The 18,840-nt window shown below is 47.6% G+C and carries 15 protein-coding genes; 4 read left to right on the top strand and 11 right to left on the bottom strand.

The window, feature by feature from the left end; all coding sequences use genetic code 11:
• Positions 1-94: 94 nt before the first annotated feature.
• On the bottom strand, positions 95-949 hold the full coding sequence (locus C7R92_RS08215; protein WP_106833870.1) for a DMT family transporter: 855 nt from the start codon (positions 947-949) through the stop codon (positions 95-97).
• Between the two features lie 238 nt (positions 950-1,187).
• On the opposite strand from C7R92_RS08215, the gene C7R92_RS08210 reads away from it, so the two are divergent.
• The 3 genes from C7R92_RS08210 to C7R92_RS32285 are packed head-to-tail and all read left to right on the top strand — an operon-like array spanning position 1,188 to position 5,792.
• Positions 1,188-2,792, top strand: a complete 1,605-nt coding sequence (locus C7R92_RS08210; protein WP_106833869.1) for an SWIM zinc finger family protein — start codon at positions 1,188-1,190, stop codon at positions 2,790-2,792.
• Entirely contained in the window at positions 2,789-5,647 is a 2,859-nt protein-coding gene (locus C7R92_RS08205; protein WP_106833868.1) for a DEAD/DEAH box helicase, read from the top strand. The genes C7R92_RS08210 and C7R92_RS08205 overlap by 4 nt, the downstream gene beginning before the upstream one ends.
• 7 nt (positions 5,648-5,654) lie before the next feature.
• Entirely contained in the window at positions 5,655-5,792 is a 138-nt protein-coding gene (locus C7R92_RS32285) for a hypothetical protein (RefSeq protein WP_167403193.1), read from the top strand.
• A gap of 27 nt (positions 5,793-5,819) precedes the next feature.
• Here C7R92_RS32285 and C7R92_RS08200 read toward each other — a convergent pair whose 3' ends face one another.
• From C7R92_RS08200 to C7R92_RS08185, 4 genes are all read right to left on the bottom strand, one after another.
• Positions 5,820-7,778 (bottom strand): EAL domain-containing protein, encoded by a 1,959-nt coding sequence (locus C7R92_RS08200; protein WP_244195692.1) that lies wholly within the window; start codon positions 7,776-7,778, stop codon positions 5,820-5,822.
• A 122-nt stretch (positions 7,779-7,900) separates the two neighbouring features.
• Complete coding sequence (locus C7R92_RS08195) at positions 7,901-8,683, bottom strand: Fe-S oxidoreductase (protein ID WP_106833866.1); 783 nt, start codon at positions 8,681-8,683, stop codon at positions 7,901-7,903.
• 24 nt (positions 8,684-8,707) lie between these two features.
• Complete coding sequence (locus C7R92_RS08190) at positions 8,708-10,453, bottom strand: ABC transporter ATP-binding protein (RefSeq protein ID WP_106833865.1); 1,746 nt, start codon at positions 10,451-10,453, stop codon at positions 8,708-8,710.
• Between the two features lie 195 nt (positions 10,454-10,648).
• Positions 10,649-11,773, bottom strand: a complete 1,125-nt coding sequence (locus tag C7R92_RS08185) for a P1 family peptidase (RefSeq protein ID WP_208636190.1) — start codon at positions 11,771-11,773, stop codon at positions 10,649-10,651.
• 244 nt (positions 11,774-12,017) lie between these two features.
• Here C7R92_RS08185 and C7R92_RS08180 point away from each other — a divergent pair, with 244 nt between their 5' ends.
• On the top strand, positions 12,018-13,247 hold the full coding sequence (locus C7R92_RS08180) for an MFS transporter (RefSeq protein WP_069845219.1): 1,230 nt from the start codon (positions 12,018-12,020) through the stop codon (positions 13,245-13,247).
• Positions 13,248-13,782: 535 nt separating this feature from the next.
• Here C7R92_RS08180 and C7R92_RS08175 read toward each other — a convergent pair.
• The 6 genes from C7R92_RS08175 to C7R92_RS08150 all read right to left on the bottom strand — a co-directional run bounded on the left by C7R92_RS08175 (position 13,783) and on the right by C7R92_RS08150 (position 18,789).
• A complete protein-coding gene (locus C7R92_RS08175; RefSeq protein ID WP_244195691.1) occupies positions 13,783-13,992 on the bottom strand; it encodes an MDR/zinc-dependent alcohol dehydrogenase-like family protein in 210 nt (69 codons plus the stop codon).
• 22 nt (positions 13,993-14,014) lie between these two features.
• Positions 14,015-15,226 (bottom strand): MFS transporter, encoded by a 1,212-nt coding sequence (locus C7R92_RS08170; protein WP_069845221.1) that lies wholly within the window; start codon positions 15,224-15,226, stop codon positions 14,015-14,017.
• 215 nt (positions 15,227-15,441) lie between these two features.
• Positions 15,442-16,068, bottom strand: coding sequence for a LysE family translocator (locus C7R92_RS08165; protein WP_069845222.1), 627 nt, complete (start codon positions 16,066-16,068; stop codon positions 15,442-15,444).
• 81 nt (positions 16,069-16,149) lie between these two features.
• A complete protein-coding gene (locus tag C7R92_RS08160; protein ID WP_106833864.1) occupies positions 16,150-17,496 on the bottom strand; it encodes a HAMP domain-containing sensor histidine kinase in 1,347 nt (448 codons plus the stop codon).
• A 7-nt stretch (positions 17,497-17,503) separates the two neighbouring features.
• Positions 17,504-18,193 (bottom strand): response regulator transcription factor, encoded by a 690-nt coding sequence (locus tag C7R92_RS08155; protein WP_007727348.1) that lies wholly within the window; start codon positions 18,191-18,193, stop codon positions 17,504-17,506.
• Positions 18,194-18,204: 11 nt separating this feature from the next.
• Positions 18,205-18,789, bottom strand: coding sequence for a TVP38/TMEM64 family protein (locus tag C7R92_RS08150; RefSeq protein ID WP_106833863.1), 585 nt, complete (start codon positions 18,787-18,789; stop codon positions 18,205-18,207).
• Positions 18,790-18,840 lie beyond the last annotated feature (51 nt).

The following is an 18,840-nucleotide window of genomic DNA, read 5'->3' as shown; positions in this document are numbered from 1 at the left end:
ATCCTTAGCCGTTTTTTTCTTACCACTTCATCTTTCCCTGGTAGCAAAAAAAATAGCCAGCCAGGATTTCTCCCAGCCGACTCTTTCTCATCCGTTAGCCCCAAACAGCAATGGAAATAATACCAATCGTGATCATCAAAGACATGGACAGACGCCATGCGCGTTGTCGCTCCTTTAGCAAGAAGACCCCGAGCAGCGTACCAAAAACCGTACTGACCTCACGAATGGGCGCAATAGCTGCCAGTGGTGCCAATGTCATGGCAAATAAAAACAACAAATACGAACCTGGTGACAAGACGGCACCGAGTACAATCGTTCGCCAGTTTTTTTGCCACTCACGGCGGATGAGTCCCTTTTTCCAAACGAAACCCCCTGCGACAATCAAACAGGCAAAGTTCGTTATTTCCAATAAAGCGAATGGAGATAATTGTTGTACGATTTGCTTGTCGGTTAACGTGTACCCTGTAATGCATAGTCCAACAGCAAATGCGTATCGTAGGGCGAGCGGATTCACTGGTTGAGCCTGACGATCTGTGCCAATCATTCCACTAATGGCGAAGACTCCGATTACGATGCAAATGACACCCAGCCATCCCGGTACAGATAAATACTCTTGAAAGAAAATCGCGCTAAAAAACGGAATGAGAAGCGTCCCCGTCCCCCTCATGATGGGGTATACCTCTGAGATATCCCCGTATGTATACGCCTTTGAAATCAATAAGGTATAGCATCCTTGAAAGAAAAAGGACATAAACAGAAAAAGAACCAAAGACCATGTCAGTTGTACGCGCATCAATTCCCAAATGAGCACAGGCAAGAGGATCACGGTTGTTGGTAATGTAATCAACCAAAGAAACGCCATTTTGTTCTCACTTTTTTTCGTGAACAGGTTCCAAACTGCGTGCGCAAGGCCAGATGATAGTACGAGCAAAATCGAAATCGATAGCATGTGTGCCCCTTCTCTCTCTTGTTGTACAAACACAACTAAAGACAATAAAACACATTGCGTTTAGTTGCTTTTCACTCGACGTGTACAGTATACACCCAGTCCCCGCAAAAATTAAGTATTGTTTCTGCTTATCGTCCAAACCATTTTATTGATGCTCTCGAACACACGCATCTTTTTCCATTCTCCGCATTTTGGGTTATAATGAAGGGATGACACTTCGTTCGGAGGATCTGACTACATGTTGCAAAGAGAGTTGACTCGGGAACAAGCGATACAGGTAGGCGAGCAAATCCTAATTGCCGTCGAAGGACACATCATTGAACGGGGCTATACGTACTTTTCAGATGGCGTCGTCTTCAATACACGCGTAGAACAAGGCCAATATTTGACCAGTGATGTTCAAGGCTCCGAGGTGTATCATGCGCGCCTCGATATGGAAACGGTTCAAAACAGTACCTGTACCTGCCCTTATTCACGTATTTGCAAGCATATTGCTGCTACTTTTTTTCAGATGTACAGTGTGTTCGAGAATCCTCGTACATTTTTGACCCGCTCCCAACAACCAAGACGAGCTACTTTTTCTCCTCATCTGCTGATTCCTGCATATAAATACAGCCATACCGCTCCTGCTCAGCAGGATACAGCGTCTGTTTCCTCTCCGCTTACTGCGAACAGCTCCGTCAAAGAATGGTGGGCATTTTTTGAGAGCTGGACACGTAACCTGTTTGCGGCCATGGAATCGTATCGAGCTTCCTCTGAGTTATTATCGAGCTATCAAAATGTGCTGAGTGTTGCTGCCTCGTGGCCGAAGGATCGGGCACAACTCTTTGTCATTCATGCCAATCTGTTTCATCTCATGAAGCTTACACAATACGTCAAAACGTACCGTCAATCCTACTGGTTTCTGGATTTGGTTCAGACAGCCGAGCGGCTATTGGATCAATTAGAAGGGACATTGTACTTCGCAGATATCCCAGCTCTCTTGACTCACCATCAGGATGCCATCGTAGATACTCTTCAACTGACAAAACAATTGAAAGAAAACGAAGCCACTTCCCTCTACTGGATATTCGCTTATCAAATGTTATGGTGGATGCTATTGAAGAAGCCAGAGTGGATGCAAGAGGAGATCCTTGTGCTGGATCAGCTTATCAACAATGAAGACAGGGCTGCTGCCGAAAAGGAAAAAGGGCTGCTGCTCCGTGCCCACTTTCATGTGATGGAAAAGGAGGACGAAGCTGCTCTACAAATCTGGAAAAGAATGAGCCGTTTGAACCTCTCCTTCTATTTGTCCTATATGAAATCATTCGCTCGCAATGGGGAATGGCAGCGATTTCTCGATTGGACTGCTTCTTTGACATCCTTAATCGGGCAAGCCGAGACACAGCAATACCGACTCGTTATCGCCATTTGGCAGGAAGCGATGCAGCAAGTGGGACGATCAGCCGAGTGCGGCGCCAAGCTGAAGCAGTTCTTACCGAGCAGTTATCACGAATATGCCGCCTATTTATATGAAGAACGACAGTTTCAGCAATGGATTGATTTGCAAATGTCGTTTCAAGTGCCCATGGCAGATATCTCGGTCGTGCAGGTGAAAGAAATCGAGGAAGCCGATCCGACTCTGCTCTTCCCTTTTTACTTGCGTGAGGTGAACAGACTCATTGCCGAACGTAACCGAACGGCCTACAAAGAAGCGATCAAGCTCATGAAAAAGGTAAGGACGATTTACAACAGAGCAAACCAAGATGCGCGCTGGGAACGATACGTTGAACAATTATCTGCCAAACATAATCGGTTACGTGCTTTTCAAGAAGAGCTAAGGAGAGGAAATTTCAACTTATGAATACCGTCACTACATTTGTTCTAGACGGAGAGCTTTTGGCAGACGGACAATTCTTGATTACTGGCAAAGACACGCAAGGAGCAGTGGTCGATCCAGAAGAATTGGCAGGAACACTGTTTGCGTGGGATGAGTCATCCTATTACGGAACCTTCCTGGACAAAAACGAGCAGGGCGTATTGCTCAGCCCTGCCAAGGCCCTCTCCTTTTTCGTCTCTCCCCAGTGGCTTTTGCATCGAACCTATTCATCCAGCACACCATTTGAACAATTTACGCATGTAGCGGGAATGATCCGTGAGACGCTCGCCCAAGGGTCCATTGCCCCTGATTTTTCTTCCTGGAAAAAAGGACAAATAGGCTGGAAAGTCATGCAAACTCCCGACGATTTCCCGGAGTACGGACACAGGTGGCTTTCGCTCGTCGTGGAGGAATCTGTGCAAGGCACTGGTGAGATTGGACGAAAGTGGGAGCAGCTATTAACGCAATACCCAGCTCTGTACGCCATGGGCGCCGAGCTTTCTCCACATCTTCTGGAACAGGAATGGTTGCAATCGATAGGCTGGCTGCCAGATACGACACCATTTCGCACATGCTTGCAAATCGTCGAAGCCGAGGAGCACCCCAATGACTGGCAACTCCAAGTGTATTTGCAGAATCGTGAAGAGCCAGATCAGTTATTTCTCATTGAGCCACATCAGTTGACGGCTGAGGGAGTAGCCACCGCTCGCATCCCTGCGGACTGGCGTGAACACTGGAATCGTTTTCGCACGGACCTAGCCAAATGCAAAGAGATTCTCCCGTGGCAAAAAGACACCCAGAAGAATCAAAGCCGTTTTCTCACCCAACTGACGAACGAGCAAGCATGGATCTTTTTGACGTCAAGCAGTTTGCAGCTGGTGCAAGCCGGTATTCACGTCTTTCTGCCAGCTTGGTGGGAACAAGTACGCCGGGTAAAACCGAAGCTAAAAGCCAAGATTACATCCTCTGTCGGGGCTAGCAGACAGTCCTTCCTGGGTGTCTCCCAGCTTATGGATTTTGAATGGAAGCTCGCCTTGGGACCTGTGGAGCTCAGCGAAGAGGAATTTGAGGAACTCATTAAACAAAAGCAGCGCCTGCTGAAAATTCGTGGGCATTGGGTACAATTGACTCCCGATCTATTCTTGCAGCTACAGGAAGCACTCAAGAAAAACCAAGCGAAAAACGGCATGACCCTGCGTGATGTCATGAGAATGCACCTCGCCCCTACTGTGGAGGTTGAGGAGCTACCCGATGATGAGTTCGATTTCGACACTTCCCTGACGGTTGAAGTTCAGCTAAACCAGCATTTGCAAGAGCTGTTGAATCAATTGCAAGAAACAAAGCGCGTCCCGATCATGGAGCAGCCATCTACTTTTCACGGGACGTTGCGAAATTATCAGCTGGAGGGCAGTTCGTGGTTGTTCTTTTTACGCCGTTTTGGATTGGGAGCTTGTCTGGCCGATGACATGGGATTGGGAAAAACGGTTCAATTTATTACGTATTTGCTTCATGTCAAACAACATGGCCCAGCCAGTACTCCTTCTCTCTTAATCTGCCCGACCTCGGTCATAGGCAACTGGCAAAAAGAGCTGAAGCGCTTCGCCCCCTCTCTTCAAGTAATGATTCACTATGGCAATGATCGCCAAAAGAAGGAGGCGTTTTTGCCAGCGATCAAAGGAGCGGATCTGGTGATTACCTCCTATGCTCTGTCCCATTTGGATGAGCAGGAGCTAGGAATGGTTACATGGGATACGATATGTCTCGACGAGGCGCAAAATATTAAAAACGCTTATACAAAGCAAGCGTCCGCTGTGCGCGATTTGAAAGCATGGCACCGGATTGCTCTCACAGGCACACCAATCGAAAATCGTCTGAGTGAGCTCTGGTCCATTTTTGATTTCTTGAATCCCGGCTACTTGGGAAGTCTCGGGGAATTTACTCAGCGCTTTGTTCACCCCATCGAACGCGACCAAGACCAGCAGCTCATCAATCAAGTGCAACGACTCATTCAGCCTTTCCTGCTCCGTCGTGTGAAAACCGATCCGAACATTCAGCTCGATTTGCCGGACAAGAATGAGAGCAAGGAATATGTACCGCTGACTACCGAGCAAGGCGCACTTTATGAGACAGCGATTCAAGATATGTTTGATCGAATGGAAAAAGCCTCTCCTATGGAGCGGCGCGGTCTGATTCTGACGACATTGACACGTCTCAAACAATTGTGTGACCATCCCGCTCTCATTTTGAAGGAAATCTCAACAACAGATGAAGCTAGTCGCTCACACAAATTGGAAAGGCTGCTGGAATTGGTGGAGGATATTCGCCAAAAGAAAGAGCGTTGCCTGATTTTTACCCAATACATCGAAATGGGCAATTTGCTCCAACGAGTACTGACACGAGAAGGCTATGGACCTGTCTACTTCCTTAATGGGGCCACGAAGAAAGAAAAACGCGATGAGATGATCACTCGATTTCAAGACGCGACACTCCCAGACCATGAACGCGGAGCCATCTTCATTCTTTCCTTGCGTGCGGGCGGAACCGGCTTGAACTTAACGGAAGCCAACCACGTCATTCACGTAGATCGCTGGTGGAATCCTGCGGTAGAAAATCAGGCCACTGACCGTGCTCATCGAATAGGACAGCAGCGCAATGTTCACGTCTACAAATTCATCTCGCTCGGGACGATTGAGGAACGCATTGATGAAATGATGGAGAGAAAGCTATCGTTGAGCCAGCAAATTGTCGGGACGGGCGAAAGCTGGATCACGGAGCTGTCAACGGAGGAGCTGCGGGACTTGTTCACCCTGCGCCATGATTGGCTAGACACGAAAGGATAGGTGGAGAATGGAGCGAGTGCAACAAAACGACAGCAATTCCACTACGCGCCGCCCTACAGAAGAGCCCAAGCTACCCGAGGCATGGCTGCGTTTTTTGGAAGCTGTTCAAGAACAATTTTCCGATAACCAATCAAAGAAAGAATAAGTGCGAAAAACCCAAGGCCTGATCACGTTAAGGATCGAGCCTTGGGTTTGATTTTCTTAGTGGAAAGGAAACCTCCACTGTCGTCCCTTTATTCGGGGTACTCGAAAAATGGATATACCCGTCGTGTGCTTGCATGATTTTATAACAAATCATAAGTCCTAGCCCGGTCCCTTTTTCCTTAGTGCTATAAAAAGGCTCCCCTAATCGTTTTAGCCGTTCTTCCGCCATACCGCAGCCTTGATCAATGATTCTAATCATCACTTGCTCGCTTTCTTTATGCCTAGCCACGATGTGAATCGTCCCGCCATCTTGCATCGACTCAACGGAGTTTGACAGAAGATTCATGAAAAGCTGCTGAATTTGATTCTGATCGCACCAAATCGAGGCCCCTTCCACTTCCTTGACATCCAGCACCAGATGATGTCGCTCTAGCTTTATTTGCACCAATCGTGTAACCTGCCGCAGCAAATTCGCTAGATTTTTAGGTTCGTACGGTTCTGTGCACTCTCTTGATAAAAAGACGTATTCTCGTAGCACACTCTCTAATTGGTGAAATTCAGCCTGCATAATATCAAAATATTCCCGCTTCCATTGATCTCGACGGAGCAATTGTACGAAGCCTTTGATGGAAGTGACCGGGTTTCGTATTTCGTGTGCAACCCCGGCAGCCATTTGCCCAATGACGGATAGCTTGTCTATCTTTTGTAAAAACTCTTCTGTTTGCACGTGCTTCGTGTGATTTCGAATGATAAATATGACTTGGTTCGTCTCATGTTCTTTCTGAATCACCGGGGTGCCTTTTGCCTCCAGCGTGATCTTTTTGCCATTTCTGTCCGGGCAAGTAAATGTAATGAGGCGAGGCTGCTTCTCCACCGTGATCTGACGAATCGTTTGCATAGCAAGCCTGCCCGTTTCCAGTGGCAGTACAGCTAGCAGGTGTCGATTCACTACTTCATCAGGAGCGATCTCCAGAACGGATTGAACGGATGGTGAAATATACGTAATGATCCCCTGACTATTGATGATCACGATAATGTCAGACAAGTTTTCTGCAATCATTCGATATGTTGATTCATTCACATGTTGCTGCTTGCGAAGAACGTCTCTCCCCTCTCTCTGATCTATTTCGTATGTATCAATAGCTCGGTGTTGTCCACCATTGAGTAGTAGAAATGCACTGTTCCTAAACCTTTCCTCACGCTTCAACACACGAGCCAAGTCTTCGGCAGGCATAGGCTCACTAAACCAAAATCCTTGAGCAGAATCACAACCAAGCTGCCAAAGAAAATCCAGCTGCTCTTGCGTCTCTACACCTTCTGCCGTTACTTGCAAGCCCAGACTTCGTGCCATCGCCATGACGGTTTTGATAACAGTCGCCTGCGTGACATCACTCATGCATTCCTTTACACAGGATTGATCGATTTTTAGCTTGTTCATGGGAAACCGGGATAGATGTTGAATGCTACTATAGCCCTTCCCAAAATCATCCAAGCTGATTCTTACCCCGATCCTTTTTAATTCTGCTAAAATCTCGATGGTACGCTCCCCATCCCTGGTAGAGTCCTCGGTAAATTCCAGCTCCAAATAGTGAGGCTGCAAGTTTGTTTCGTCTAAGATCGTTTGAATGGTGCTACCTAACTGCTCCGATTCCAAGGCATAGGATGACAGATTCACGCATGTCACAAGAGGTGGTAGTCCAGCGTCCTGCCAAGCTTTGTTCTGCTTGCAAGCCGTTCTGATCACCCATTCCTCTACCAAAAGAATCAACCCGCTCTTTTCTGCTAACAAAAATACCCAATTTGGGGGCAGTAGCCCTCTTTGATGATGGTTCCATCTTACCAGAGCTTCTGCTCCGATGATTTTGCCTGTTCTTAGATCGTAGAGTGGTTGATAATACAGGCTAAGCTGTTGATTGACAACCGCTTGATGAAAATCTCGAACGTAGCGATCCAGTTCCTTTTGGTTCATTGTCTGTATACGAACCACGCCTTCCTGGAAATCATTCTGATTTTTCCAACTTTACCCCTGACTCTACTTTATAGGAAGAGGCTAGCACATGTCCATACGTCTACGGTGTATAGAAAATACCCTCCACAAAGGAGGGTCAGCTACGCGCGAATTCTCATCAGAGCACGCTCTTCTTCTTTTATCCGCGGACAGGTATAGCAATACTTTTGCTCCCCCGTTTTATAGTACAAACAGCATTGATTCTTGATGCGCACTTTCGCTTGGGAATCACGCATATCTTCAATCCAACGCACACGCACGCGAAATGGATTTTTTTGCAATCCAAAGCTCTCGCCTTCCAGCTGATTACAGAGGACATCGTAATCAGCCTTCACTTGTTGCTTGATGCTATCTTGTTCTACCAACGCCACAAAAGCATCCGTATGGTAATTGAACTTGGTCGGGAACTGTCCCCAGAGCATCGCTTCGGGGTTTCCCGTTACCTTTGCAAGAGTCGTGAGCAAAGGGTGCAGGAAGTCGTGGAAATACGCACGATAGCATTCCTTCAGCCAGATTGCGCGCTCTGCTTCGCTGGAAGGCGCTTCTACGATCTCATACGCCGGGATCACAAAGGCGAATTGCGGATAATCATCCTCGTAAAACAATTCAATCGTCATATTATCCAGCGTCATGGTAGATGCACGATTCCAGACAGAGATCATATACTGAAGACCGAGAGAAGGGCTCGTGAGCCAACTGCTGATGTAAGTACCAGCAGCAGTCAGCTCATGTGCCTTGATTAGCGGAGCATAGATTTGTACGAGCTCATTCATATGTGTCGGGTCTACCAAATCTCTTGCCTTCATCGAAAATAAGGCATTGGGTCTCGGTTTAGAAGTAAGATCAAACCGTTGTGCTATAAAATCGTCATCCCACTCTTGCATCACGATCTCCCTCTCTATTCATTATCAAGAAAAGACGCTGTTTGACTGGTCGAGGTACGTGCCGAACTGTGCTTGATACAGTCTGCTATAGAGGCCTTCACGAGCCAAGAGCTGATCATGACTTCCTTGCTCGGTAATACCTTGTTCCGTTACAACGATGATTCGATCTGCATTTTTAATGGTAGCCAATCTGTGGGCGATCACTAAAGTCGTACGGCCTTTGGACAATTCCTGCAAGGACTGCTGGATCGCCGCCTCCGTTTCGGTATCAAGTGCAGAAGTAGCTTCATCCAAAATCAGGATCGGCGGGTTTTTCAAGAACATGCGCGCAATCGCCAGCCTTTGTTTTTGACCACCGGACAATTTAACTCCCCGTTCACCAATGATCGTCTCCAGACCAGCAGGCTGAGAACGGATAAACTCTTCTAGTTTAGCCAGACGCGCTGCCTCCCAGATCTCTTCCTCTGAGGCGTTTAGTTTTCCATACATGATATTTTCGCGAATCGTCCCTGAAAAGAGGAACACATCTTGCTGAACGATCCCGATTTGGCTGCGCAATGATGCTAACGTGATTTGGCGAATATCCATTCCATCAATGGTGATGCTGCCCCCACCGATCTCATAAAATCTCGGCAAGAGACTGCACAATGTGGTTTTTCCTGCTCCAGAAGGGCCTACAAACGCAATTGTCTCGCCCGCCCGGATGTTCAAATCAATGTTTTGCAAAACAGAAGACTCTTGGTCGTAGCTAAACGAAACATTCTTGTAGGAGATATCGCCCTTCAATGATTCTACCTGGATCGCATCTGGAGCATCCGCAATATCCGGTGCTGTGTCCATGATTTCGATGTAGCGCTTAAAGCCTGCAATCCCTTTTGGATAACTCTCGATAATCGCATTAATTTTCTCCAACGGACGGAAAAACACATTCGTTAACAGTAAGAAAGCGACAAATTCACCGTAGGTCAATTCACCTTGAATAACAAACCAGCTGCCGCAAATCAGGACAAACAAATTGACTAAACGCATCAGCACGTAACTGACAGAAATATTCTGGGCCATGATTTTGTAGGACAACAGCTTGGTGATGCGGAAACGCTGGTTGTTCTCTGCGAATCTTTTGTTTTCAAATTGCTCGTTGGCAAAAGCTTGTACGACACGCATTCCGCCTACGTTGTCCTCCACACGTGCGTTGAAATCCGCCATGTCGCCGTACAGACGATGGAACGCTCCCGTCATTTTACGGTTGAAGTAAACAACGAAGAATATCAAGAGCGGAATCACCAAAAACGTAAGTATCGCCATTTCTTCATTAATATTAAACATCAATAGAAATGCACCGATCAGCGTCATCACGGCGATAAATAAATCTTCCGGACCGTGGTGAGCGACCTCCCCGATCTCCATCAAGTCATTCGTTAGGCGAGATAGCAGATGCCCCGTCTTAGTATTATCGAAAAAGCGGAAAGAGAGCTTTTGAATATGGTCGTACAGCTTCTTCCGCATATCCGTCTCGATATTAATTCCAAGCATATGTCCCCAGTATGTGACGACATAGTTCATCCCGGAGTTAAGACCATACAAAGCCAAAAGTCCAATGCACGCCCACACGATCATGTTCCAATCCTTACTAGGAAGTAATTGATCGACAACCATGTTCACTGCAAGCGGAAATCCCAACTCCAACAAGGCAACGAATACTGCACACGTGAAGTCGAGGATGAATAATCCACGATAAGGCCGATAGTAAGAAAAAAATCTGCGAAGCATTGAAGCAGCAACTCCTCTCTCTCAAGAACAACATCAATCATGTATTTGATTTTGAAAATCATTTTCATTATATATGGATTTGCTTTTTATATCGATGCTTTATTGGAATTTTTTTCTTCGCGGAGCACATTCGCATAAAAAACGGTTCGAAACCCTTTATCCATCAAGGAATAAGAGGCTCGAACCGGAAATCACTCAGCGTAAATCTTGATAAGCAGGTACCCCACCCGCTCCTTTGGCAGAAAGGATCGCATTGACGACGGCTTCCGCCAGCACTTCTACACTTAGCGTCCCGACGAGATTGACCGAAGCATCCACGCCCCCTGTGGCGATGGCAAAAATCGTATCTCCATCACTCATCGTGTGAACCGGATGAATCGTTTTTGCGAGTCCATTATGCGCCATTTGCGCGACTTTATTCGCTTGTACTTTATTCAAATTCGCGTTGCTCGCGACCACTGCGATGGTAGTGTTCGTCCCTGACGGAACCGGGGGTGTTGCAGCATCGATCATCCAGGACAAGCTATCGCGGATATTGCCATCCTCCCCCCTCGCTCCTGCCAAAATTTCTCCTGTGGAGGGTAACCTCACTTCTCCGACGGCGTTCACCGCTACGATTGCACCTACCACGAGACCATTTGGCAAACGGCGAGAAGCTGTTCCAAGCCCACCCTTCATCGCTCGCTTCATCCCAGCCATTTTTCCAACTGTCGCACCCGTCCCTGCCCCAACATTTCCTTGCTGGACTGGCTGTTTGCTGGCAAGACGAGCAGCCTCGTAGCCCATTTGTTGATCCGGACGGATTTTGGCACTGCCGATCGATAAATCAAAAATAACCGCAGCTGGAATGATGGGAACGACGCCCACCCCAACATTGTAGCCTTGCCCCTGTTCTTCCATATACCGCATGACACCGCTTGCCGCATCCAAGCCATAGGCACTGCCCCCTGTTAAAACGACAGCATTGACCTCCTGGACAGAATTGATCGGATTCAACAAATCCGTTTCTCGTGTCCCAGGTGCAGAACCTCGTACATCAACCCCACACGATGAGCCTTTTTCCAGCACGATCACTGTACAGCCCGTCAAGGCTTCCTCATTTTGGACTTGTCCGACTTTGACGCCAGGAACATCGACAATCGTACCACCCGCAAGCTTTGGCTTCTTTCCTTCGCTCGCTTCCTGTCCCGTGGCAGAGCCTGCTGCCAAAAACGAACCCGGTACAGCTGCAGCGAGACCAAGCATCGCTGTTCTTTGCAGGAACTTTCGCCTGGATACAGCAGGGGCTACTTGTCCCTCATCCTTCCAATCTTTGGCCATGTTCACAACCACCTTTCCTTACGTAATTGGACAGCTCTTCTTAGTTGTTAGAAAATTCAGTCTGTTTCTTTATGATAGCGCTATCGGCCGGAATGCTCAATCCTGCAAAAACGTCAAGATTTCCTCTTATTTCATTTTTGCAATAGTCCGATCATATTTCCGAATTGGTAAGCCTGAAAATGCAGTGCTAGAATGATCAGTAACAATATTCCTGCTTTTTAACTGCAAAGGTTGTGACAGAAAGATGGAATTTTCATGGAAACGTAATTTGATTGTGTTATGGATTGGGGTATTTTTCTGTAGCACCGCCTACTCCATCTCCATCCCTTTCCTGCCCATCTTCCTCCATACTTCACTGGGGGTCAATGAGCATCTGGAAGCCTGGTCCGGCATTTCGTTTGGCATTACGTTTTTAGCAAGTGCACTCATCTCGCCATTTTGGGGCTCTCTTGCGGACAAATATGGACGAAAGCCTATGTTGATTCGCTCTGGATTTAGCCTCGCTTTGTTGTACTTCTTGACCTACTTGATTACGGACCCCTATTTGTTTCTTGTGTTACGGATCTTCCAGGGCTTGCTTGCCGGCTACGTACCTGCCGCCATTGCGTTGGTAGCGACGAATACACCAGAAAAAAACGTCGGGTACGCACTGGGGATTATGGCGACTTCGGGTGCAACAGGAGGAATCATCGGTCCGTTGGTTGGCGGTGTCGTCAGTCATGTGTGGGGAAACGCGGAAGCTTTCATTTTTTCAGGATTTGTCGTGCTCGTAGCAGCGCTGATCGCTACTTTCTTCGTGAAGGAAACGAACTTGAACCGCTCCGGCAGCCGCTCGAGTGTACGCGAAGATTTGCGCGCTGCGATGGCAAACCGCCCGTTGATGTCCATACTAGGTATGAGCTTGATGGTCACGATTTCCGTTATGCTTCTTGAACCTTTATTAACGGTGTATGTCATGCAATTGGGCGCTTCGCAGCAAGACGCATCCCTCAGCTCCGGCATCATTTTTGCGGCAGTAGGAATCGCGACAGTCATTGCTGCTCCACAGTGGGGAAAGCTCGGGACTAAGGTCGGCTATTCCAAAATCTTGTTTATCGGCTTAATGGGTGGAGCCATCGGAAATTTACTGCAATTTTTCTTCACCAATCTGTACGGATTTGGCATTTTGCGATTCGCGTACGGACTGTTTTTTGCCGCTGTTTATCCATCGATCAACGCCATGATTGTAAAAGTTACGGAACCAGAATTTCGTGGCAGAGCGTTTAGCCTGAACCAATCGTCGACGCAGCTTGCGACGATGATGGGGCCAATCATTGGCGGATTTCTCGGGGGACTCATCCCGATTCGCTTCGTCTTTATCATCAATGGCATTGCGCTGTTGATTACTGCCATCCTGATTCGATCCAAACGATCACAATTGGCCGGACAGCCGTTGAAGCAGCAGACAACGGAGCGTCAGCTAGCGACGAAGTAACGAGTGTACCACGATCACAAGCAAAAACTCCCTCTCAAGCGTACAGGTGAGCACCTGGCGATGACAGAAGGGAGTTTTTTCACGTGAACCCGCCTTTTCTTCCACGATTGTATTCGTTACAATAGTAGGTATTCAGATGATGAACAGAAGATTCTGACAACCACAAAGTCAAATTACATACGCCATGGAACTACCCGCCTATTCCGATTTGACGAGACCACTCATTTTGTCTGAGGAAAGGGGCATACGTATATGTCGGGGAAAACGGTGATTTTGCTTATTCTGATCATAATTGGGCTGATCTGTGTCAATCTTTTTGTCTCCAACGGTTTTATCCGCCTGCTTGCCATCGTAGGAATTTTAGGGATTACCTTTGTTCTGCAGGGGGCTGTGATTCGAAAGAGATGAAGCTGGCGCTTACCAGCGAAGGTACCTACACCGTCATGCTGGCTTTTTTATGAAAACAGCAACGGGCTCGGTTGATAGCCCGTCGCTTCCCCCAACACCAGGACTTTATCTCCCGCTTGCACCTTCCCTACCTCCACCAATGCCTCTGCCAAACCGTTAGTCCGACCAACGGAAATGATGCCGCTTCAGCATACGACAAACCACGTGGCATCGGGGCTACGATATTCGCCGGAACAACAATTTCATCTGGGTATTTCCCTTCTATTTGCAGTTCTGGGCGAAAGAAGACATCATCCCCGATTTGAAAATCCTGCACATTCGTACCGAAAGCCGTCACCGTATCCGCCCTCTTTGAACGATTAACGACGAGTTTTTTCCAGCTTGCTGCTGATCAACGTGAGTAATGCTGCACCTAATACCATCACTCCGCCGACCCATGGCGTATGAATCAGGCCAATGGTATCGACGATGATTCCTCCCACGAAGGCTCCAATCGCAATGCCGAGATTGAAAGCAGCAATGTTAATGGCAGAAGCAACATCAACAGCACTAGGCACGTATTTTTCAGCCAACTGCACGACATATACCTGTAAGCCCGGTACGTTCATGAAAGCCAAGAGGCCCATCAACATTATCGTGAGCGTTCCCACCCATTTAAGAGGAGCGGTAAATGTTAAGATGATCAGAATGATCGCCTGAATGATGAACATCCAGCGCAGCGCTTTTATCGGATTCTTGTCAGCTGCTTTTCCCCCGACCGTATTTCCAATCGCTACCGCAATCCCATACACGAGAAGTATCAGACTGACGGCACTCGCCTGATAACCTGTGATTTCTTCCAGAATCGGACCTAAGAACGTAAAGGTTACAAAGGTACCGCCGTAGCCAAGTGCCGTAATCGCAAAGACAAGCAACAGTGGCAAATTTGTGATTATTTTCACTTGGTCTTTAATAGAAGCAGGCTTGGCTTTCTTCAAATTGCTTGGTACCAGAATCGCTGTCGAGATAAGGGCAATCACGCCAAGAATGGCAACTCCCCAAAAAGTCGCTCTCCATCCAAACATTTGTCCAATAAACGTTCCCAAAGGTACACCTGTAACGGTTGCAACTGTCAGACCCGTAAACATCGTCGCAATCGCGCTGGCACGCTTGTTTTCTGGCACCAGATCGGCTGCAATCGTCGAACCGATAGAGAAAAATACCCCATGAGAAAACGCAGTAAAGAAACGGGCAATAATTAATATCGCAAAGCTACTCGACAAGGCTGCCGCACTGTTTCCGACAGCAAAGACAATCATCAAAAGCATGAGCAGCGCTTTGCGTGGAATTCGACTTGTGAGTGCTGTAATAATCGGCGCTCCAATAGCTACGCCTAATGCATATCCAGAAATAAGAAGTCCAGCTAAGGTGATGGTTACTTTCAAATCCTGTGCGACTGTAGACAACAAACCGACGATAACAAATTCAGTAGTCCCGATACCAAATGCGCTGATTGCGAGAGCAAGTAAAGCAAGAGTGGAGTTTTTCGCATCAGCTGTTTGCTGCTTTACGTTGGATGTAATCGTGCTCATCTGAGTTGTATCCTCCCTTAATTTTTCTTGCCATTCACAAAGCAGGGCCCTTACTTATCATGATTGGCGAATATGTTGGATCTGAATGCTATTATGTCTCATGCCTCACTTGATAGGAAGTACGTACTTTCAAGTATCATAGGCACTAAAAAGTACCTTACACCAGTAATCAAGCAATAAAAAAAGCCGGGAAGACTGACTCCCCGACTCATACCTTATCTCTCTTGCAGCGCAACTTTTAATCCTAATACGATGTAAACAGAACCTACGATCTTGCCACTCCAGCGACCCAGCCAGGAAATTCGTTTCACCAGATGCCCCAACGGTCTGATACTGATCGCAATCAACGCAGTGTAAAAGAACCCCAAGATGGCGAAAATCAGTCCCAGGACAAGGAATTGAAGAATGGCTGCTCCACGCTCCGGATGTACGAATTGCGGCAGAAACGCCAGAAAGAACAACGCCGTCTTCGGATTCAGAACTTCTGCGAGGATGGCTTGCCCATACGATTGAAGCGGCGGCAACGGTGTTACTTTTGGCAGCTCTGGGTCAACTGGTCTTTCAAGCATGGCCCGAACTCCTAAATAGACCAAGTAAGCCGCTCCCGCAAATTTTACGAGATTGAATGCCCATGCAGATGTCATCAAAATCGCGGATAAACCAACCGCAGCAAAAATCGTATGAATGAAGTCGCCGGTGGCAATGCCCAGCCCTGCCATAATCCCTGCTTTACGTCCTCCCTGCACGGTACGCGTCGCAGTTAACAGGACAGCGGGTCCCGGAATTAAAAAGAGGCCGATCACAACAGCCAAAAATGCTCCCATGGTAGTCCAATCAAACATGTGCTCTCCCTCTTTGTATCGAATATTCAAATTCTCTTCCTAATCATAAACGATGTGCAGCGAGAACGATACGGTTTAGGCTTACTTTTCGCCTTCATGAGCTCGTGGTGGAAACACAATCGTGATGGTCGTTCCCTCACCCACTCTGCTATCCAACGAGATGATTCCCTTGTGTGCCTCCACGATCCCTTTCACAATCGTCAACCCCAATCCTGCTCCACCGCGTTCCCTTGCTCGCGAGCGATCTCCCCGATAAAAACGCTCAAAGACGTACGGGAGGTCCTTTTGATCGATGCCTGTGCCGCTGTCCTTCACTTGCAACCGGACCATCGTACTCGATTTGTCTACTGTGACTACGACTTCTCCACCCGCTGGCGTATGCTTGCAGGCATTCGTCAACAAATTGGCCACAATTTGCGCCAGTCTCTGCCTGTCCCCTTTGATCCAAACAGCGTGATCTCCTTTGAAGTGAAAATTCATTTGTGCACGGGCAAACGTAGCACTCATTGACTCAGTGACTTCTTTGACAACCTCTCGTAGTTCTACCTCTTCACTGCGCATTTGCAAGGAACCCGACTCCACCTGAATCACCTGATCTAAATCGCGGACGAGACGGCTCAAACGCAGTACCTCTGACCTTGTGCTTTCGAGATTTTTGGGAGTTGCTTCCCATATGCCGTCGATCATCCCCTCTACTTGCGCTAGCAGGGTGTTCAGTGGTGTTCGCAATTCATGGGCAATATCGGAGGTCAGTCGCTTGCGCAGCTCCTCCTGATGCTCAAGACTTTTGACCAAGTTGTTAAAAGCAGCGACCAATGACGTAACTTCATCCTTGCCACGAGGCTCCGGGACGCGTATCGACAGATTGCCTCGCGCGACTCGTTGCGCTGCCGTACTCACTTGGACGACGGTACGCACCATGGTCCGAGCGAGCGGTATGCTGATGATAATGACCAAGATGAGCAGCACAGCCATCGTCCACAACGTCGTGTTTTTATGCGCCCATTGGAAATGACTTTCCAAGGTCATATACGCACTCCGATCATCGTGGCTAATTACCAGTTGCCCGATCTTGACTCCCTTACTGACAAGGGGAATCTTGTCTACACTGTAATTGCTCGTATGGACTCGCGGCTTACCCCATTCGTTTTGCACTTGTTGCTGTTGATCGAGGAGAGTGATATGCAATCCCAAGACCTCAGAAACCGCTTCAAGCTTATGATAGGCTTCCGCTCCCCAGCCTTGACTGTCCTGATACGCCTGGAGTGCGACACGCGATATTTCTTGGTTATGCTGATTTCTCACTTCATTGGCATACATGGAAAAATGAACATCCATTTCCTTTACGGACAACAACGAGGAGAAAAGAACAGCGCATGCGCCGACTGTCATGATCACAAAGGCGAGCTTTACCCAAATATGCTTCATCGTGGCCTCACTTCTTCATGGGATCGTCAAAGCGATATCCCAATCCATACACCGTCTTGATATATTCAGGTTGCTTCGGGTCTACCTCTATCTTTTGGCGAAGATTTTTGATATGCGTATCAATGGTTCGGTCGTATCCTTCGAAATCAAAACCCATGACCTCACGCACGAGCTCCTCCCTGCCCCACGTTCTCCCTGGATAACGGACAAGCGTTGTGAGCAAGCGGTATTCATTTGGCGTAACCTCCAAAGCGACTCCATTTTTCGTGACTCTCTTCTCATTCATCGATATGGTCAAGTCTCCCACCTCGATGAAATCGGAGAGTGTTGAATAATCGCCCGCACGACGCATGACGGCTCGAACACGCGCTACGAGTTCTCTCGGGCTAAAGGGCTTGATTAAATAGTCATCAGCGCCAATCGTAAGCCCGCGAATTCGATCCGCCTCTCCACTTTTCGCCGTTAACATCAAGATCGGGACACGAGACTCTTTGCGAATTTGGACGCAGACCTCTTCCCCGCTCAGATCAGGTAGCATCAGGTCCAAAATGATACAGGTCAATGAAATTGTCGTGGCCATTTCCACTGCTTCCTTGCCTGTTTGGGCGGTCAGAACATGATAGCCTTCCTTTTGCAGATAGGAGGACAATATTTCTAAGATTTGCGGCTCATCATCGACTAGCAAAATGGTAGACATATGAATCCCCCCTACTCCTCTTGTATTTGATCCTTTCCTTTTTTCCAGAAAAGCAAAAAGACGAGAGCACCTGCCAGCAAGGCAAAGAGCAAGCGAAACTTGTTTTCACTAAAAGTAATCAGATCATGACCGACGAATGTTTCAAAAACCATCGACGGCACTTTTCCAATTAAGGTCGCTACTAAAAATTGCACGAAGGTGATATTCGTCAAAGCCGCACCTAAATTGATCACACCGGAAGGCATCATCGGATTCAACCGGAGCAAAACGATGGCAAGACATTTGCGAAAACTCGTCGTTCCATTGATGGCATGTACCCATTTGAACGATTTCAGTTTTTCGCGCCGATCTGCTTTTTTGATCGTGTAGCGGTAAAGAAAGAAGGCAATACAAGCACCAACCACCTCTCCCGTTAAGGAAATCAAGAACCCTCCGTACAAGCCAAACACGACCGCATTCGCACCCGATAAAAAAATGGACGGCAGTACACCTGCCACACTAATCACGATGTTCAATACGATACTACCGATAATCCCCAGCATCCCTAAAGAGCGAATCCACTCTGCCAGGGCTTCTACATTCGTTATCCAATCCATCCGTCTGTATGACTCCCCTCTACCACTCTCTCTCTAGAGTAATCGAAACTT

The organism is Brevibacillus porteri (assembly GCF_003013475.1).
Taxonomy (GTDB): domain Bacteria; phylum Bacillota; class Bacilli; order Brevibacillales; family Brevibacillaceae; genus Brevibacillus; species Brevibacillus porteri.
This window is presented reverse-complemented; position numbering and strand designations above follow the sequence as displayed.